The sequence below is a fragment of the Mycobacterium sp. genome, assembly GCF_036490025.1.
GTDB lineage: Bacteria > Actinomycetota > Actinomycetes > Mycobacteriales > Mycobacteriaceae > Mycobacterium.
On sequence record NZ_DASXEP010000074.1, the window covers coordinates 1 to 15,728 of the forward strand.

The 15,728-nt window shown below is 66.8% G+C and carries 18 protein-coding genes; 10 read left to right on the forward strand and 8 right to left on the reverse strand.

What is annotated here, in order from left to right; translation table 11 throughout:
• Both VGG53_RS08485 and VGG53_RS08490 read left to right on the forward strand, forming a co-directional pair.
• Positions 1–1,402: carotenoid oxygenase family protein (locus VGG53_RS08485; protein WP_331517603.1), on the forward strand; the 1,402-nt coding region annotated here is incomplete at its 5' end.
• Positions 1,403–2,347, forward strand: a complete 945-nt coding sequence (locus tag VGG53_RS08490; RefSeq protein WP_331517604.1) for a helix-turn-helix domain-containing protein — start codon at positions 1,403–1,405, stop codon at positions 2,345–2,347.
• On the opposite strand, the gene VGG53_RS08495 is transcribed toward VGG53_RS08490, so the two are convergent.
• Genes VGG53_RS08495 through VGG53_RS08515 form a run of 5 tightly spaced genes read right to left on the reverse strand, consistent with a single transcriptional unit; the run spans position 2,344 to position 5,331 of the window.
• Positions 2,344–2,766, reverse strand: coding sequence for a hypothetical protein (locus VGG53_RS08495; protein WP_331517605.1), 423 nt, complete (start codon positions 2,764–2,766; stop codon positions 2,344–2,346). The two genes, VGG53_RS08490 and VGG53_RS08495, sit on opposite strands and share 4 nt — an antisense overlap.
• A 26-nt stretch (positions 2,767–2,792) precedes the next feature.
• A complete protein-coding gene (locus tag VGG53_RS08500; protein ID WP_331517606.1) occupies positions 2,793–3,239 on the reverse strand; it encodes a type II toxin-antitoxin system Rv0910 family toxin in 447 nt (148 codons plus the stop codon).
• Between the two features lie 9 nt (positions 3,240–3,248).
• Positions 3,249–3,431: an antitoxin gene (locus VGG53_RS08505; RefSeq protein ID WP_331517607.1), complete on the reverse strand. Its 183-nt coding sequence runs from the start codon at positions 3,429–3,431 to the stop codon at positions 3,249–3,251.
• Between the two features lie 39 nt (positions 3,432–3,470).
• Positions 3,471–4,595, reverse strand: coding sequence for an MBL fold metallo-hydrolase (locus VGG53_RS08510; RefSeq protein ID WP_331517608.1), 1,125 nt, complete (start codon positions 4,593–4,595; stop codon positions 3,471–3,473).
• A gap of 4 nt (positions 4,596–4,599) precedes the next feature.
• Positions 4,600–5,331, reverse strand: a complete 732-nt coding sequence (locus VGG53_RS08515; RefSeq protein ID WP_331517609.1) for an enoyl-CoA hydratase — start codon at positions 5,329–5,331, stop codon at positions 4,600–4,602.
• A 215-nt stretch (positions 5,332–5,546) separates the two neighbouring features.
• Here VGG53_RS08515 and VGG53_RS08520 point away from each other — a divergent pair, with 215 nt between their 5' ends.
• Complete coding sequence (locus VGG53_RS08520; protein ID WP_331517610.1) at positions 5,547–7,163, forward strand: arylsulfatase; 1,617 nt, start codon at positions 5,547–5,549, stop codon at positions 7,161–7,163.
• 28 nt (positions 7,164–7,191) lie between these two features.
• On the forward strand, positions 7,192–8,664 hold the full coding sequence (locus VGG53_RS08525; RefSeq protein ID WP_331517611.1) for a carboxyl transferase domain-containing protein: 1,473 nt from the start codon (positions 7,192–7,194) through the stop codon (positions 8,662–8,664).
• Here VGG53_RS08525 and VGG53_RS08530 read toward each other — a convergent pair.
• Positions 8,661–9,212 carry a TetR/AcrR family transcriptional regulator gene (locus VGG53_RS08530; RefSeq protein ID WP_331517612.1) on the reverse strand — a complete coding sequence of 184 codons (552 nt, stop codon included), beginning with the start codon at positions 9,210–9,212 and terminating at the stop codon, positions 8,661–8,663. The genes VGG53_RS08525 and VGG53_RS08530 overlap by 4 nt on opposite strands.
• Positions 9,213–9,310: 98 nt before the next feature.
• Here VGG53_RS08530 and VGG53_RS08535 point away from each other — a divergent pair, with 98 nt between their 5' ends.
• Positions 9,311–10,450, forward strand: a complete 1,140-nt coding sequence (locus VGG53_RS08535; RefSeq protein ID WP_331517613.1) for an FAD-dependent oxidoreductase — start codon at positions 9,311–9,313, stop codon at positions 10,448–10,450.
• On the opposite strand, the gene VGG53_RS08540 is transcribed toward VGG53_RS08535, so the two are convergent.
• A complete protein-coding gene (locus tag VGG53_RS08540; protein ID WP_331517614.1) occupies positions 10,427–10,774 on the reverse strand; it encodes a winged helix-turn-helix transcriptional regulator in 348 nt (115 codons plus the stop codon). The two genes, VGG53_RS08535 and VGG53_RS08540, sit on opposite strands and share 24 nt — an antisense overlap.
• Before the next feature lie 38 nt (positions 10,775–10,812).
• On the opposite strand from VGG53_RS08540, the gene VGG53_RS08545 reads away from it, so the two are divergent.
• Genes VGG53_RS08545 through VGG53_RS08555 form a run of 3 tightly spaced genes read left to right on the forward strand, consistent with a single transcriptional unit; the run spans position 10,813 to position 13,490 of the window.
• The gene (locus VGG53_RS08545) at positions 10,813–11,406 is read left to right on the forward strand and encodes a carboxymuconolactone decarboxylase family protein (protein ID WP_331517615.1); all 594 of its coding nucleotides are present in this window, start codon (positions 10,813–10,815) and stop codon (positions 11,404–11,406) included.
• Positions 11,407–11,424: 18 nt separating this feature from the next.
• A complete protein-coding gene (prrA, locus tag VGG53_RS08550; protein WP_331517616.1) occupies positions 11,425–12,135 on the forward strand; it encodes a two-component system response regulator PrrA in 711 nt (236 codons plus the stop codon).
• An 11-nt stretch (positions 12,136–12,146) separates the two neighbouring features.
• On the forward strand, positions 12,147–13,490 hold the full coding sequence (locus VGG53_RS08555; protein ID WP_331517617.1) for a HAMP domain-containing sensor histidine kinase: 1,344 nt from the start codon (positions 12,147–12,149) through the stop codon (positions 13,488–13,490).
• 6 nt (positions 13,491–13,496) lie between these two features.
• Here VGG53_RS08555 and VGG53_RS08560 read toward each other — a convergent pair whose 3' ends face one another.
• A complete protein-coding gene (locus VGG53_RS08560; RefSeq protein WP_331517618.1) occupies positions 13,497–13,859 on the reverse strand; it encodes an FKBP-type peptidyl-prolyl cis-trans isomerase in 363 nt (120 codons plus the stop codon).
• A gap of 48 nt (positions 13,860–13,907) precedes the next feature.
• Between VGG53_RS08560 and VGG53_RS08565 the strand changes: the two genes are divergently transcribed.
• On the forward strand, positions 13,908–14,162 hold the full coding sequence (locus VGG53_RS08565) for a DUF2630 family protein (protein WP_331517619.1): 255 nt from the start codon (positions 13,908–13,910) through the stop codon (positions 14,160–14,162).
• 4 nt (positions 14,163–14,166) lie between these two features.
• Entirely contained in the window at positions 14,167–15,711 is a 1,545-nt protein-coding gene (locus VGG53_RS08570; RefSeq protein ID WP_331517620.1) for an NAD(P)/FAD-dependent oxidoreductase, read from the forward strand.
• Positions 15,712–15,728: the final 17 nt, after the last annotated feature.

A 15,728-nucleotide genomic window follows, 5' to 3' on the forward strand; every position in this document is an offset into this window, starting at 1 on the left:
AATTCCCCGCGATCTCGACGGTGTCTACCTGCGCAACACCGAGAACCCGCTGCACCCGGCGCTGAAGACCTATCATCCGTTCGACGGCGACGGCATGCTGCACATCGTCGGATTCCGCGATGGGAAAGCGTTCTACCGCAACCGTTTTGTCCGCACCGACGGCTTTCTCGCCGAGAACGAGGCGGGCGAGCCGCTGTGGCCGGGCTTGGCGGAGCCGGTTCAGCTGGCCAAGCGCGAGGGCGGCTGCGGCGCCCGCACCCGGATGAAGGACGCCTCGAGCACCGATGTCATCGTCCACCGTGGGATCGCGCTGACAAGCTTCTATCAGTGCGGCGACCTGTATCGCGTCGACCCGTTCTCGGCCAACACGCTGGGCAAGGAGACCTGGAACGGGAACTTCCCGGTCGAGTGGGGAGTGTCCGCCCATCCGAAGGTCGACCCGAAAACCGGTGAGCTGCTGTTCTTCAACTACAGCAAGCAGGCGCCGTACATGCACTACGGGGTCGTCGACGAGAACAATGATCTGGCGCCCTATATCGACATTCCGCTGCCCGGTCCGCGGCTGCCGCATGACATGGCCTTCACCGAAAACTATGTGATCCTCAACGATTTCCCGCTGTTCTGGGATCCGAAATTACTCCAGCACGACGTACACCTACCCCGGTTCTACCCCGACATGCCGTCCCGCTTCGCGGTGGTGCCGCGCCGCGGCATTAGTAGCGATGTCCGCTGGTTCGAGGCCGACCCGACGTTCGTGCTGCACTTCACCAATGCCTACGAGGACGGCGACGAAATTGTACTCGACGGATTTTACGAAGGCGCACCGCAGCCACTGGACACCGGCGGCACGCTTGACGCCCTAGGAGGTAAGTGGGACACGCTCTTTCGCTTTCTGGCACTGGATCGCCTGCAAGCCCGGCTGCACCGGTGGCGGTTCAACATGGTCACCGGCGCGGTGAAAGAGGAGCAACTGTCGGAGTCCATCACCGAATTCGGCACGATCAACCCTGACTACGCCGCCGGTAACTACCGCTACACCTATGCCGCCACCGGCAAACCGGGTTGGTTCCTGTTCGACGGACTGGTCAAGCACGACCTGCGCAGCGGTGGTGAACAGCACTACCAGTTCGCCGATGGGGTATATGGAAGCGAGGCCGCCATGGCCCCGCGCTCCAACTCGACCGGCGAAGACGATGGCTACCTGATCACGCTGACCACCGACATGGCTGCCGATGCCTCCTACTGCGTGATCTTCGACGCCGCCCGGTTCGGTGATGGACCGGTGTGCAAACTTGCACTGCCCGAACGGATCTCCAGCGGCACTCACGCTACCTGGGCACCGGGCCCGCAGTTGCGTCGCTGGCATGACGTCGACTCTCCCGCCGGCACGATCGGGCTGTGAATGGCCTCGACATCCAAGGCGGCTAAGCCGACGTTGCTGAGTCCGGGTGGCACCAATGCGGTCGGCCGGATCCTGGGTCTGCTCGGCGACGAGTGGACGCTGCTGATCATCCAGCAGGCGTTACTGGGCGCGACCCGATACGGCGAGTTCATGGCACGGCTGCCGATATCGAATTCGGTGTTGGCAAACCGGTTACGGGCGTTGACGGATAACGGATTACTGATCCGCGCGACATACCAGACCCGGCCGGTGCGCGCCGAGTATCTGATCACCCAGCGCGGGCGGGCCTTCTGGCCGGTGCTGTTGTCCATCTGGGAGTGGGAACGACGGTGGGTGCCCGACCATGTGCACCGGCTGCCGGGAATGCACCACACGTTGTGCGACAACGACTTCGCGCCGACACTGGCCTGCCGGTCATGCGGTGAGACGGTGACCGAGAAAGAGGTAGCGGCGCGCTGGGGCCCCAGTGGTTCGTGGCCGCGCTCGGTACCCGAAGCGGTCACCCGTCGCAGATCGACTGCCGACGGCAACCGCGCCGAGGCCGGCCTGTTCCCGGAGACGATGAGCGTGTTCGGAAACCGTTGGGCGGCTGCGATGTTGGTGTGCGCGTTCCTCGGAGCCAGCCGCTTCACCGACTTTCAAACCCAGCTTGGAGCACCGCCGTCGTTGCTGACTGAGCGGCTTCAGACATTCTGCGCCAACGGTGTGTTGTGTGTATCGCGGCAAACCGGATCGGCGCGCGTTCACTACCGGCTCACCGAGAAAGGTCGGGCGTTCTTCCCGGTGATCATCGCCGCGCTGCAGTGCGGACAGCATTGGTTCCGCGCGCCGGAAGGCCCGGCGGTGGCGATCACTCATCTGGGCTGCGGCAAGGCGTTCACCGCGCAACTGAGCTGCGATCAATGCGCTCAGCCACTGAAGGGCACACAGGTCAGCGTGGACTAGCGGCGGCCGCGTAACGAGGCCGCCAGCGCCCACATCGAGCACAGCATCGCAGCGGACGCGGCAACGCCCCCGACGTACAGGCCGTACGCCGCCGATACCGGCGGCTTGACGTTGACGTGGTAGTACCGCACCATCAGCGCAATGACGACCAGCGAGATCGCCAGCGCGGCAACCGATGCCGGCTTCGCCGACAAGTCCCTGCCGACCATCGCGCCGGCCACCAGTAGCACCGAGGACAGCAACACGATCAGCTGGCCCGGCCCGAACCCCTGCGGCAGATGCAGGCTGCCGATGCTGCCACCGATCGCGTTTGCCCAGCCGCCGCCGCCCGCGGCCGTGGTCAACCACGGTAGCCACGCGCTCACCGACACCATCGCGGCGAACAGCGCGACCATCCAACCGGGGCGTACGCGGGGCATAGTGCGACAGTAGCCGCTAGCTCTTCTCAGGCCGGCGCGAACACCGTGGCGAACTTGTGCAACGACTCGTTGATGTCGCTGCGCAACGCGGCGGCGACGATCATGCCGATGGGCCCGAACAACGCCGGGCCCCCGAGGTGCACGTCGAAGCTGACAACCGACTCGTGGCTGTCGGGGCCCTTCGGTTTGACCTTCGCGATCAGTTTGACCTTGACCCCGCCGACGCCGACACCGTTGAGCGTCATCGCCTCCGGCGGTTTGTAATGCACGATCGTCCATTTGATGCGGTTGGGCATGCCCTTGACTTCGACGATCGACTCGATGACCGTGCCCTTCGCCAACTGCTCGGGCAGCTTGCTCCGCCATACCCGGTGGATGGTCAGCCACTCCTTGAAGCGGGATAGGTTCGACGCGTCCTGCCAAGCCTTTTCGGGCGGCAGTGGGACGTCGATGGATCCGGAAAGCTTTGCCATGGCCTGCTTCTACTGATCGTCCTTGTTGCCATCGTCCAACGCGTTCTTCGCCGCCTCCTGCGCCTTGCCGACCGCGTCTTTGTACTTGCCGTCGGTCTTGGAGTCGACGAACTCGCCCGCCTTATCGATCGCGGAGCCGACCGTGTCGGCATTCTGCGCCAACAGGTCCTTGGCCTTGTCCAGGAATCCCATGTTGCGTCCCTCTTCCGTAGGAGTTGCTGACTAGACGTATCACGACGGTTCCGCGGACCGCCACCATGGCCCGAATTCCGCAGTCGCCGTTGGGTCGACGTGTCCGCCCGGTTTCGGCACCGCTACCGAGACGTGCGCAGCCTCTGCAGCGACCAACAGTCGCTCGATCGGCTCGGCCCACGGGTGCGGCGCCAGCCGGAACGTGCACCAGTGGATCGGCACCAACAGACCGCCCTGAACGTCCACATGCGCCTGAACCGCCTCCTCGGGGTTCATGTGAATGTCCGGCCACATCTTGTTGTATGCGCCGACCGGCATCAGCGTCACGTCGAACGGTCCGTGCTCGGCGCCGATCTCCGCGAAACTCTTGGTGTACCCGGTGTCGCCGGCGAAGTAGGCGCGGTGCGCCGGACCGATGATCGCCCACGACGCCCACAGCGTGGAGTTGCGGTTCAGGAACCGGCCGGAGAAGTGCCGGGCCGGCGTGCAGATCAAAGTGAGCTCGTCGATCTGCGCGCGCTCGTTCCAGTCGAGTTCGACGATGCGGGCGTCGGGAATGCCCCAGTCACGCAGGTGCGCCCCGACGCCGAGCGGAACGACGAATGGAGCCCGCTGAGTTCGAGCCAACGCGATGATGGTGTCGATGTCGAGATGGTCGTAGTGGTCGTGGCTGACGACGATCGCGTCCAGTGCCGGCAGCGCATCCAGCGACACCGGCGGTGGATGCATGCGCCCCGGGCCGATGACATCCGAAGGTGAGCATCGTTCACTCCACACCGGGTCGGTGAGCACGCGGTAGCCGTCGATCTCCAGCAGCGCAGTCGAATGACCGAACCAGCTGACCGCGATTCGACCGGCCGGCGCCTCGAAGGCTCGCGGCTCGGGAGTGATCAGCGGGATCTCCGTGGCGGGCCGGGCTGTCACGCGGCCACTGATCAGCTCCCACAGGATGTTTCGCTGTTCCTCGTTGTCGATCTTGAACGAAGCCGGTTCCAGGTTGACGAACACACCGTCGCGGAAATTCGGTGAGCGCTCGGCTACCCCGCGAATCTCGGACGGTTGAGCCCCGAGCGCGGCCGGCGCACCATGCAGCGCACGCAGCACCCACCCGCCCGTCGCGAGCGAGACCGTGCCCACCGTCAGTCGCAATGCCCCACGCAGCATCCGATCAGGCCCCCTGGAATTTCGGCGGCCGCTTCTCCATCCGCGCGACCTGCGCTTCGATCACGTCCTGACTGCCCCACGCCTTGTCGAAGAGTTCCTTTTGCAGCGGCGAGGGCTCTTCGATGGAGCCGTCGTCATTGAGCACCCGCTTGGCATGCTGCAGCGCCAGCGGCGCCAGGCCGGCGATTTCGGCGGCCCAGGCCTGCGCATCGGCCAGCGTCCCGATCCGGTTCGCCATCCCGGTCTGCAGCGCGGTCTCGGCGGTCAGCTTCTCCGCCGTCAGCAACATCGCCCGCGCCCGGCCATGCCCGACCAGCGACGAGAGCCGGTGGATACTCCAGTTGTCCAGTGCCAGGCCATATTTCGATGTCGGAAACTGGAAAAAGGCCTCGGGCGCGACCACTCGCAGATCGCACTGCATCGCCAGCTGCAGACCCGCACCGATCGCGGGCCCGTTGATCGCACCGATGACCGGAATCGGCGCTGCGTCCAAAACCTTGTGCAGTTCGATGAGGCGGTCGGGATAGTCCGCGGCGAACGCGTCGCCGCTCAGGTCGGCGCCGGCGCAGAAGACGGTGCCCTGCCCGGTCAGCACGACGACACGGACGTCTTCACCTGCGGCTTTCTCCACGGCCTCGCGCAACTCCTCGACCAGCTCGGAGTTGAGCGCATTGCGCCGCGCGGGACGCTGCAACTCAATGGTCAAGACGTCCTCGGCGCGGGTGACACCGATCATGTGCGCCACTCCTCTTCGTCGCTTCGCTTTACATCGTCGTTGGCGCGGATCATGCCGCCAAGCTTAGTTTGGCGACGATGCAGGCCCGCACGGCCTGAGGAGAAGCCGAACCAATCCAGCCTGAGTGGCGACGATGCAGGCCGGCACGGCCTGAGGAGAATCAGCGCTAGCGAGACCGTTCCATTCGGCTGGCGGACCTGACAGGATGCATCACCGTGAAACGGCCCAACTTCCTGGTGATAGTGGCAGACGACCTCGGGTTCTCCGATATCGGCGCCTTCGGCAGCGAGATCAGCACCCCCAACCTGGACCGGCTGGCCCACGCCGGGGTCCGGTTCACCGGCTTCCATTCGGCGCCGGCCTGTTCGCCGACCCGGTCGATGCTGTTGACCGGAACGGATCACCACATCGCCGGCATCGGCACCATGCTCGAGGTCACGCCCCCGGGTTTCCAGGGCCCACCCGGCTACGAGGGCTATCTGAACGACCGGGTCGTCGCGTTGCCCGAGCTACTGCGCGACGCCGGGTACCTGACGCTGATGGCGGGCAAGTGGCATCTCGGCAACACCATCGACCGGACGCCGTGGGCCCGCGGATTCGAGCGGTCGTTTGCGCTATTGCCTGGTGGCGCAAGCCATTACGGCGACGTTCCCGGCGACTTCTTGCCGGCGCTTTCGCGATACACGGAGGATGACCAATTCGTCTCGGTCGACGATGACTTCTATTCGTCGGACTTCTACGCCGACACGCTGCTGCGCTATTTCCGGGAGCGCACCGACGAGGACGACCGGCCGTTCTTCGCGTACCTGCCCTTCCAGGCGCCGCACTGGCCCCTGCAGGCGCCCGAGGAGACCATCGCGAAATATCGCGGCCGCTACGACGCCGGCCCGGACGCGCTGCGCGAGGCGCGACTGGAAGCGCTCAAGCGGCTCGGGCTGTGCCCACCCGACATCGCCGCACACCCGGTCGTGGCCGACCGGGAACCGGAGTGGTCCGACCTGAGCGACGACGAGCAGGCCAAGTCGGCGCGCAGCATGGAAGTCTACGCCGCCATGGTCGACCGGATGGATCAGAACATCGGCAAAGTGATCGACTACCTCACCGAGACCGGCGAACTGGACAACACGGTCGTGATCTTCCTGTCCGACAACGGCGCGGAGGGCGCGATCGTCGAGGCGATGCCGATCCTCGGTGGGGTGATCGCCGCCGAGATCGAACGGAACTGGGACAACAGCCTCGACAACCTCGGCGCCTCCAACTCATTCATCTGGTATGGCCCGCGCTGGGCGCAGGCCGCCACCGCGCCGTCGCGTCTACACAAGGCGTTCACCACCGAGGGCGGCATCCGAGTAGTCGGGTTCGTCACCTGGCCGGGGTTCGACCGCCAGCACCAGATCGGCACCGCGTTCAGCACCGTCATGGACATCGCCCCGACCGTCCTCGAACTCGCGGGCGTCGCGCACCCGGGCACCGAATATCGGGGACGCGAGGTGGCACCCATGCGCGGCCGGTCGCTGTTGCCGTATTTATCCGGCGAGACCGCAGCGGTACACGACACCGCAGCAAGTACCGGATGGGAATTGTTCGGCCGTCGCGCGATTCGCCAGGGCGACTGGAAGGCGCTCCACCTGCCCGAGCCGTACGGCTCGGGCGACTGGCAGCTCTACGACCTCGCCGCCGACCCTGGCGAAATCGACGACCTCGCCGCCTCGCGGCCCGACAAGCTGACCGAGCTACTGGCGCTCTGGGACCGCTACGTCGAGGACACCGGCGTCATCCTGGATCCCATATCGCTTTTCGACGTCGATCAGCAGACTCTCGCGCAGGGTTGACGGGCCGGTGGCTAGGTAGCCTCGTCCGGTGAGCCGGATCGGGACCGACCAACTGCGCGACGCGGTGCTCGATGAAGGATCGTTCACCAGCTGGGACAGCCCGCCGGTGGAGATACCGACGAGTGAGTCGTATGCCGACGAGCTGGCCGAGGCACGAGCCGCCAGCGGCCACGACGAATCGCTGCTGACCGGTGAGGGCCGGGTGTTCGGGCGGCGAGTGGCCGTCGTGGTCTGCGAGTTCGACTTCCTCGGCGGCTCGATCGGGGTGGCCGCCGCCGAGCGGATCACCACCGCGGTGCAACGCGCCACCGACGAGCGGCTGCCGCTGCTGGCGTCGCCGAGCTCGGGTGGCACCCGGATGCAAGAAGGCACCGTTGCGTTTCTGCAGATGGTCAAAATCGCCGCGGCCGTCACCTTGCACAAGCGGGCACACCTGCCCTACCTGGTGTACCTGCGTCACCCGACCACCGGCGGGGTGTTCGCGTCGTGGGGTTCACTGGGCCACGTCACCATCGCCGAGCCTGGCGCGCTGATCGGCTTTCTGGGGCCACGGGTCTACGAGCAGCTCTACGGCGAGCCGTTCCCGTCCGGCGTCCAAACCGCCGAGAACCTGCAACGGCACGGGGTGATCGACGCCGTCGTGCCCCTCGGTGAGCTGCGCGGCATCCTCGACCGGGCACTGCGAGTGGTCGCCGACGACCCAGGTCCGGCGCCGGATCCGACGCAGCCGGAGACGCTGCCCGACATCCCGGCGTGGGACTCGGTGCTGGCGTCACGGCGACCGGACCGGCCCGGCGCCCGACATCTGCTGCGATACGGCTGCACCGACCAGGTGCTGTTGTCGGGGACCGGACAGGGCGAGGCCGCAACCATGCTGCTGGCGCTGGCCCGCTTCGCCGGCCAGCCCGCGGTGGTGCTCGGCCAGCAACGCGTGGTCGGCGGGCTGGTCGGGCCGGCCTCGCTGCGCGAAGCCCGCCGCGGCATGACGCTGGCCGCGGGTCTGCGGCTGCCGCTGGTGCTGGTCATCGACACCGCCGGGCCTGCACTGTCGACCGAAGCCGAACAGGGTGGGCTGGCCGGCGAGATCGCGCACTGCCTGGCCGAGCTGGTCACCCTGGACACCCCGACGGTGTCGGTGCTGCTCGGTCAGGGCAGCGGCGGCCCTGCCCTGGCGATGGTGCCCGCCGACCGGGTGTTGTCTGCGCTGCACGGCTGGCTGGCGCCGCTGCCGCCGGAGGGCGCCAGCGCGATCGTCTTCCGCGACATGGCGCACGCCCCCGAGCTGTCCTCCGCGCAGGGCATTCGGTCGGTCGACTTGCTGGCGTCCGGGATCGTCGACACCGTTGTGCCGGAGCACCCCGACGCCGCCGATGAACCCCTCGAGTTCTCCACCCGGCTGTCGGCGACGATCGCCGTCGAACTGCACGCACTGCGCGGCATGCCGGCCTCCGACCGGATGGCGGCGCGGTTGCGGCGCTACCGCAATATCGGGCTGCCCTAGCTGTCCGGCAACCCGAGGTAACACTGGATCGTCGGTCCGACCCAGTCGACGATTTCGGCTCGGGTCATCTTGACCACCGCCGGCAACCGCAACACGAAGCGGCACCAGGCCACACCCAAGATCTGAGTGGCGATCAGCCCAGCCCGCCAGCGAGCTTCGGAGGCCGGAACCAGGGTTGCCACCAGCGGTTGCAGCTGTTTGGTGAAGATGTGCTGCATGCGCTGCGCGGCATCGGCGTTGGTGGCGCTGGACCGCAACAGGATTACTAGCGCCTCGTCACCTTCCCAGCGTTGGAGAAAGTGGCTGACCAGCGACCGGCCCACCGCTGCCTGATCCAGTTCGGTGAGGTCGGGAAACTTCAGGTCAAACTCCGCCGCAGCGGCGAACAGCTTGTCCTTGCTACCGAAGTACCGCATCACCATCGACGGGTCGATGCCGGCGTCGGCGGCAATGGCCCGGATGGTGGCGGCCTGGAAGCCGTTAGCACCGAATCGCTCTCGGGCCGCGGTCAATATGGCGGCCTTCGTCTCCTGCGACGTTCGTCTCATGTCAACGATTGTAGGCCAACAAGTGTTGACATAGGTCGCTACCCGGCGCACGATGGTGAATGCCAACAAGCGTTGACTTTCACGGATGGAGGATCATCATGATGGACACCGACGTCCTCGTTGTGGGCGCTGGCCCGACTGGACTCACGCTGGCCGCATCGCTGCTGCGTCGCGATGCGGATGTCATCGTCGTCGACCGGCTGACCGTCGGCGCGAACACCTCGCGTGCGGCCGCGGTCAACGCCCGCACGCTCGAGGTGCTCGAAGACGTCGACGTTTCGAGACGAATGGTCAAGTCGGGGCTCATTGCCCCGCGGTTCACCATGCGGCAGGGGGCGCGCACGCTGATCCCGATCGATTTTTCGGCGCTTCCCACCAATTACCCCTACACGTTGATGATTTCGCAGGCCACTACCGAAGCGCTGCTTGTCGAGCGGCTGGCCGAGCTCGGCGGCGACGTGCTCCGGCCAAAAGCGCTGACCCGATTGTCGCAGGACCGCGACGGCGTGACAGCCACTTTCGACGACGGGGACACCATCCGGGCGCGCTTTGTGGTGGGCTGCGACGGAGCGCACAGCACCGTGCGCGAACAGGCCGGGATCGGCTTCGCCGGCGGCGAGTACGCCGAATCGTTCACGCTCGCCGACGTCCGACTCGCCGGCGAGGCGCCCGACGATGAAGTCATCCTGTTCTACGCGATGAACGGCTTGAATGTGCTGGCGCCCTTACCCGGCGGCATTCATCGCATCGTCGCGCCGAGCGCTGACGCGCCAGAGGTGCCGTCGGCGGAGTTCGTCCAGGACATCATGGACACTCGCGGCTTCGGCCCGGGACACAGCGTTGTCACCGAGCTGGTCTGGGGATCGCGATTCCGCATCCAGCACCGGGTTGCCGATACGTATCGGGCCGGACGCCTGTTGCTGGCCGGCGACGCCGCCCACGTCCATAGCCCCGCCGGCGGCCAGGGCATGAACCTGGGCATCCAGGACGCCGTCGCGTTGGCCGACGCCCTGCGCGACGCGCTACCAGGCGGGTCGGTCGCCGCGCTGGACGTCTATAGCGCGAGCCGTCGTCCGATCGCGCGGGAAGTACTGGCCGCGACCGGCCGGTTGACCCGACTGGCGACCTTGCCCAGGGCGATGCGCCCGGCTCGCAACGGGTTGATGCGAGTGGCCGCACAGATCCCAGCGGTTCGCAGCCGACTGGCCTGGCGGCTATCGGGTTTGGTCTACCGCTGAATCGAGCGCGTCGGCCGCCCAGCCGTGCGCCCAGCGTTGTAGTGGCTCAAGCGCCGCCATCAGCGAATAGCCATGTGGTGTAAGGAAATAACCCCCGTCCCCATGGTCGACGATGTGTAGCTGTCGGAGCTCTTTCAACCGGGTGTTCAGCGAACCGGGGTTGGTGTCGCAGGCGGTTTGCAGTGCCCGGAAGGTCAGCGGGCCATCGCGCAACTCCCAGAGCAGCCGGAGCGCGCCGCGGCGCCCCAGCGCGTCGAGGGCCACCATGATCGGCCGCCCCGAACGTGATCCACGAGCCGACGATCCGATGCCAGGTGAATTCATGCTTTACATTTTGTAGCACCCGGGCTAGCGTCGCCACCATGACACGCTATAAAAATGATAGCGGCCGCATCGCTCCGGCCGCCGAACCGCTGCCCGACGACGTCCGGCAAGCCATCGACGCGATCATGGGCGGCCAGCCGCCGCTGGTGTTGTTCACCACGTTGGCGCGCGATCGCCGGCTGTTTTTCAAGTTTTTCAACTCCGGACTGCTCGACCGGGGTCATCTGTCCATCCGGCAACGCGAGATCGTCATCGACCGGGTGGCGGCATCCTGCGGCGCCGAGTACGAGTGGGGCGTGCACGTCAACGTCTTCGCGGCCAAAGCCGGTCTGACAGAAGCACAAACCACGTCCCTGACGGTTGGCGGACCCGACGACCCCTGCTGGACCGACGCCGATCGGCCGCTGATTCGGTTGTGCGACAGCCTGCAGGAGAACTGCACGGTCGACGACGAGCTCTGGGCCGAGCTCACCGCCCATCACTCGGCCGAGGCACTGCTGGAACTGCTCATGCTCGCCGGCACCTACCGCACCGTCAGTTACCTGGTGAACTCGTTGCGGCTGCCAATGGAACCCGGCGCCCGACGATTCCCGCCGCGCCGGACGGGCCCGGACTGCTGTTCCCACAGCTAAGGGGGACAATCAGGCATCATGGGCGGCATGGACACTAGCGCGACCTCACCACGGGTTTTGGTTGTCGACGACGACTCCGACGTGCTTGCCTCCCTGGAGCGCGGATTGCGGTTGTCCGGCTTCGAGGTGGCGACCGCGGTAGACGGCGCCGAGGCGCTGCGAAGCGCCACCGAGACCAGGCCCGATGCGATCGTGCTCGACATCAACATGCCGGTGCTCGACGGCGTCAGCGTGGTGACCGCGCTGCGGGCCATGGACAACGACGTGCCGGTGTGTGTCCTGAGCGCGCGCAGCTCGGTCGACGACCGGGTAGCCGGGCTGGAGGCCGGCGCCGACGACTACCTGGTCAAGCCGTTCGTGCTGGCGGAGTTGGTGGCGCGGGTGCGGGCGCTGCTGCGCCGTCGCGGATCCACGGCGACGTCGTCCTCGGAAACCATCACGGTGGGCCCGCTGGAGGTCGACATCCCGGGCCGCCGGGCCCGGGTCAACGGCGTCGACGTCGACCTGACCAAGCGTGAGTTCGATCTGCTGGCGGTGCTGGCCGAGCACAAGACCGCGGTGTTGTCGCGCGCACAGCTGCTGGAACTAGTGTGGGGTTACGACTTCGCCGCCGACACCAACGTCGTCGACGTGTTCATCGGATACCTGCGCCGCAAGCTGGAAGCCGGCGGCGGCCCGCGGCTGCTGCACACCGTCCGGGGCGTGGGATTCGTACTGCGCATGCAGTGACGGGACCGAACATGAATTTCTTGTCGAGAATCCTGACCCGCACGCCGTCGCTGCGCGCCCGCGTGGTGGTGGCGACCATCATCGGTGCAGCGATCCCGGTGATGATCACCTGCACGGTGGTGTGGTTCGGCGTCACCAAGGACCGCCATGAGAGGCTGGACCGCCGTCTCGACGAGGCCGCCGGTTTCGCGATCCCGTTCCTGCCCCGCGGGCTCGGCCAGATTCCCAAGTCCCCCAGTGATCAGAACGCGGTCATCACCGTGCGCCACGTCAATGGCGCGGTCACGTCGAACACCACCGTCACGCTGCCCCAGCTACCGGCCGGTTACGCTGACACCTACGTCAACGGGGTGCGCTACCGAGTGCGCACCGTGAACATCCCGGGGCCGCACCCGATGTCGGTGGAAGTCGGCGCCACCTATGACGCCACCGTCGCCGACACCAACAACCTGCATCGCCGGGTGATCTTGATCGCTGCGTTCTCGATCGCCGCCGCGGCCGTATTCGCCTGGCTGCTGGCCACTTTCGCGGTACGCCCGTTCAAACGGTTGGCGCAACAGACGCGGTCCATCAACGCAGGCGACGAAAGTCCGCAAGTCCAGGTGCGAGGCGCCAGCGAGGCCGTCGAGATCGCCGAAGCCCTGCGGGGCATGCTGCAACGGATCTGGGACGAGCAGAACCGCACAATGGAAGCCCTGGCCTCGGCCCGCGACTTCGCCGCGGTGTCCTCACACGAGTTGCGCACACCACTGACCGCAATGCGCACCAACCTCGAGGTGCTGGCCACCCTCGACCTTCCCGACGAGCAGCGCAAAGAGGTGCTCAGCGACGTCATTCGCACCCAATCACGAATCGAGGCAACGCTTTCCGCGCTGGAACGGCTCGCGCAGGGTGAGCTGTCGACGTCCGAGGATCATGTCCCGGTCGACATCACCGAGCTGCTCGACCGCGCAGCACACGACGCCATGCGGATCTACCCTGACCTCGACGTATCCCTCGCGCCCTCGCCGACGTGCATCATCGTCGGTCTGCCCGCCGGCCTCCGCCTGGCCGTGGACAACGCGATCGCCAACGCCGTCAAACACGGCGGCGCCACCCAAGTTCAGCTGTCCGCGGTCAGCTCGCGGGCCGGGGTGGAGATCGCCATCGACGACAACGGCAGTGGGCTGCCCGAGGAGGAGCGCCAGGTCGTGTTCGACCGGTTCTCCCGCGGCTCGACCGCGTCGCACTCCGGCTCCGGACTCGGTCTGGCTCTGGTGGCACAGCAGGCGCATCTGCACGGGGGCATGGCATCGCTGGAGGAAAGCCCGCTCGGCGGAGCACGCTTGTTGTTGCGGCTGCCGCCGCCGAGCTGACCGCTCTCAGCGGGTACTGAGTAGATCGATGACGAAGATCAGTGTCTTGCCCGACAGCTGATGCCCCGAGCCGGTCGGCCCGTACGCCTGTTCCGGCGGGATCACCAGCTGACGCCGGCCGCCGACCTTCATTCCCGGGATACCGTCCTGCCAACCCTGGATGAGTCCTTGCAGCGGGAACGAGATCGATTGGCCGCGACCCCACGAGCTGTCGAATTCTTCGCCGGAGTCGTAGTCGACGCCGACGTAGTGCACCTCGAGGGTGCCGCCCGGTACGGCCTCGGGTCCATCGCCGACCACGAGGTCCTGGATGGCCAGTTGGGCAGGCGCGGGGCCGCTGGGAAATTCAATCTCAGGTTTGCTTGACACGCGATCGACCCTAGTCGGGCACACTTGACTCGTGGAAGCGGACCGAACATGACCGACAACCCAGACAACAATGCCCTGTCGCGCATCAACGAGCTGGTCGCCGAAGAGAAGGCGCTTCGAGAGCAGTTGCGGCACGGCGAAATCAGCGAGTCCGAGGAGCACAAGCGACTGCGCCAACTCGAGATCGACCTCGACCAGTGCTGGGATTTGCTCCGGCAGCGCCGCGCCCTACGCGAGACCGGTGGCGATCCCAGCGACGCCGCGGTACGTCCCGCCGACGAGGTCGAGGGCTACCTGGGCTGAGCAGATGGCTGCGCGGGACGTCGACGCGGTCATCGTGGGTGGCGGGCACAACGGTCTGGTCGCCGCCGCATACCTGGCCCGGGCCGGCCTGCGGGTGCGGCTGCTGGAACGGCTGCCGCACGTCGGCGGTGCCGCGGTGTCGTCGCAGATCTTCGATGGCGTCGAAGCTCGCCTGTCGCGGTACGCGTATCTGGTGAGCCTGCTGCCGACACGCATCCTCGACGACCTGGGCGCGACGGTGCGGTTGGCCCGTCGGCGCTATTCGTCGTACACCCCCGATCCGGCCACCGCCGGACGTACCGGTCTGCTGGTCGGTCCGCACTGCACGTTCGACGCCATCGGTGCCCACGATGACGAGTGGGCCTTCGCCGCGTTCTACCGGCGCTGCCGACGGGTGACCGGGCGCCTATGGCCGACGCTGCTGGAGCCGCTGCGGACTCGCGCGCAGGCCCGGGCAACGGTCGCCGACGGTGATCCCGAAGCGGCCGCGGCGTGGCGGGCCCTGGTCGAACGACCGATCAGCGCCGCGATCACTCATGCGCTCGGCAATGATCTGGTGCGCGGCGTGGTCGCGACCGACGCGCTGATCGGCACCTTCGCCAGGCTCGACGATCCGTCGCTGCAGCAGAACGTCTGCTTCCTGTATCACCTGCTCGGCGGCGGCACCGGGGACTGGCACGTCCCGGTCGGCGGCATGGGTGCGGTGAGCGCGGCGCTGGCTGCCGCAGCGTCGGCCCACGGTGTCGAAATCATCACCGGCGCAGAGGTTTACGCGATCGACCCGAGCGGCGAGGTGCGCTACCGCCGCGACGACGACGAGCACGTCGTCCGCGGCCGATTCGTATTGGCGGGCGTCACGCCGGCGACACTGGCCGGGCTGCTCGGCGAACCGGCGTCGACGACCGCTACCGGCGCCCAGGTCAAGGTGAACATGGTGCTGCGGCGGCTGCCGCGACTGCGCGATGACAGCGTGACACCCGAGCAGGCCTTCGGAGGAACGCTGCATGTCAACGAAACCTGGTCGCAGCTGGACGCGGCGTATGCGCGGGCAGCTGCCGGCGCGCTGCCGGACCCACTGCCCTGCGAGATCTACTGCCATTCGCTGACCGACCCCAGCATCCTGTTGCCCGCACTGCGCGAATCGGGCGCTGCGACGTTGACGGCGTTCGGTCTGCACACCCCGCACCCAGTCTTCGGTGCCGAGCGTGAGGCGCTCACCGAAGCCGTGCTGACCTCATTGAATTCCGTTCTGGCCGAACCGATTCACGACGTGCTAATAAACGACGCGAACGGGTTGCCCTGCATCGAGACGACGACCACCCTGGACCTGGAACAGCGGCTCGGCATGACCGGCGGCAACATCTTTCACGGTGCCTTACGCTGGCCGTTCGCCGAAGACGACGACCAGCTGGATACTCCGGCACGACAGTGGGGTGTCGCCACCGCACACGAGCGAATTCTGCTGTGCGGCGCAGGCGCTCGCCGCGGCGGAGCGGTCTCCGGCATCGGCGGTCACAACGCCGCAATGGCGGTACTGAATCTCTGGTGAGCAGACAGAGAATCGCA

Excerpts from the sequence above, each read along its gene's own strand:
- VGG53_RS08540 (WP_331517614.1), bottom strand. The coding sequence starts at position 10,774 with ATGAATTCACCTGGCATCGGATCGTCGGCTCGTGGATCACGTTCGGGG.
- VGG53_RS08565 (WP_331517619.1), top strand. The coding sequence starts at position 13,908 with ATGACCGACAACCCAGACAACAATGCCCTGTCGCGCATCAACGAGCTG.
- VGG53_RS08515 (WP_331517609.1), bottom strand. The coding sequence starts at position 5,331 with ATGATCGGTGTCACCCGCGCCGAGGACGTCTTGACCATTGAGTTGCAG.
- VGG53_RS08490 (WP_331517604.1), top strand. The coding sequence starts at position 1,403 with ATGGCCTCGACATCCAAGGCGGCTAAGCCGACGTTGCTGAGTCCGGGT.
- VGG53_RS08535 (WP_331517613.1), top strand. The coding sequence starts at position 9,311 with ATGATGGACACCGACGTCCTCGTTGTGGGCGCTGGCCCGACTGGACTC.
- VGG53_RS08570 (WP_331517620.1), top strand. The coding sequence starts at position 14,167 with ATGGCTGCGCGGGACGTCGACGCGGTCATCGTGGGTGGCGGGCACAAC.
- VGG53_RS08545 (WP_331517615.1), top strand. The coding sequence starts at position 10,813 with ATGACACGCTATAAAAATGATAGCGGCCGCATCGCTCCGGCCGCCGAA.
- VGG53_RS08500 (WP_331517606.1), bottom strand. The coding sequence starts at position 3,239 with ATGGCAAAGCTTTCCGGATCCATCGACGTCCCACTGCCGCCCGAAAAG.
- prrA (WP_331517616.1), top strand. The coding sequence starts at position 11,425 with ATGGGCGGCATGGACACTAGCGCGACCTCACCACGGGTTTTGGTTGTC.
- VGG53_RS08555 (WP_331517617.1), top strand. The coding sequence starts at position 12,147 with ATGAATTTCTTGTCGAGAATCCTGACCCGCACGCCGTCGCTGCGCGCC.
- VGG53_RS08495 (WP_331517605.1), bottom strand. The coding sequence starts at position 2,766 with ATGCCCCGCGTACGCCCCGGTTGGATGGTCGCGCTGTTCGCCGCGATG.
- VGG53_RS08510 (WP_331517608.1), bottom strand. The coding sequence starts at position 4,595 with ATGCTGCGTGGGGCATTGCGACTGACGGTGGGCACGGTCTCGCTCGCG.
- VGG53_RS08530 (WP_331517612.1), bottom strand. The coding sequence starts at position 9,212 with ATGAGACGAACGTCGCAGGAGACGAAGGCCGCCATATTGACCGCGGCC.
- VGG53_RS08505 (WP_331517607.1), bottom strand. The coding sequence starts at position 3,431 with ATGGGATTCCTGGACAAGGCCAAGGACCTGTTGGCGCAGAATGCCGAC.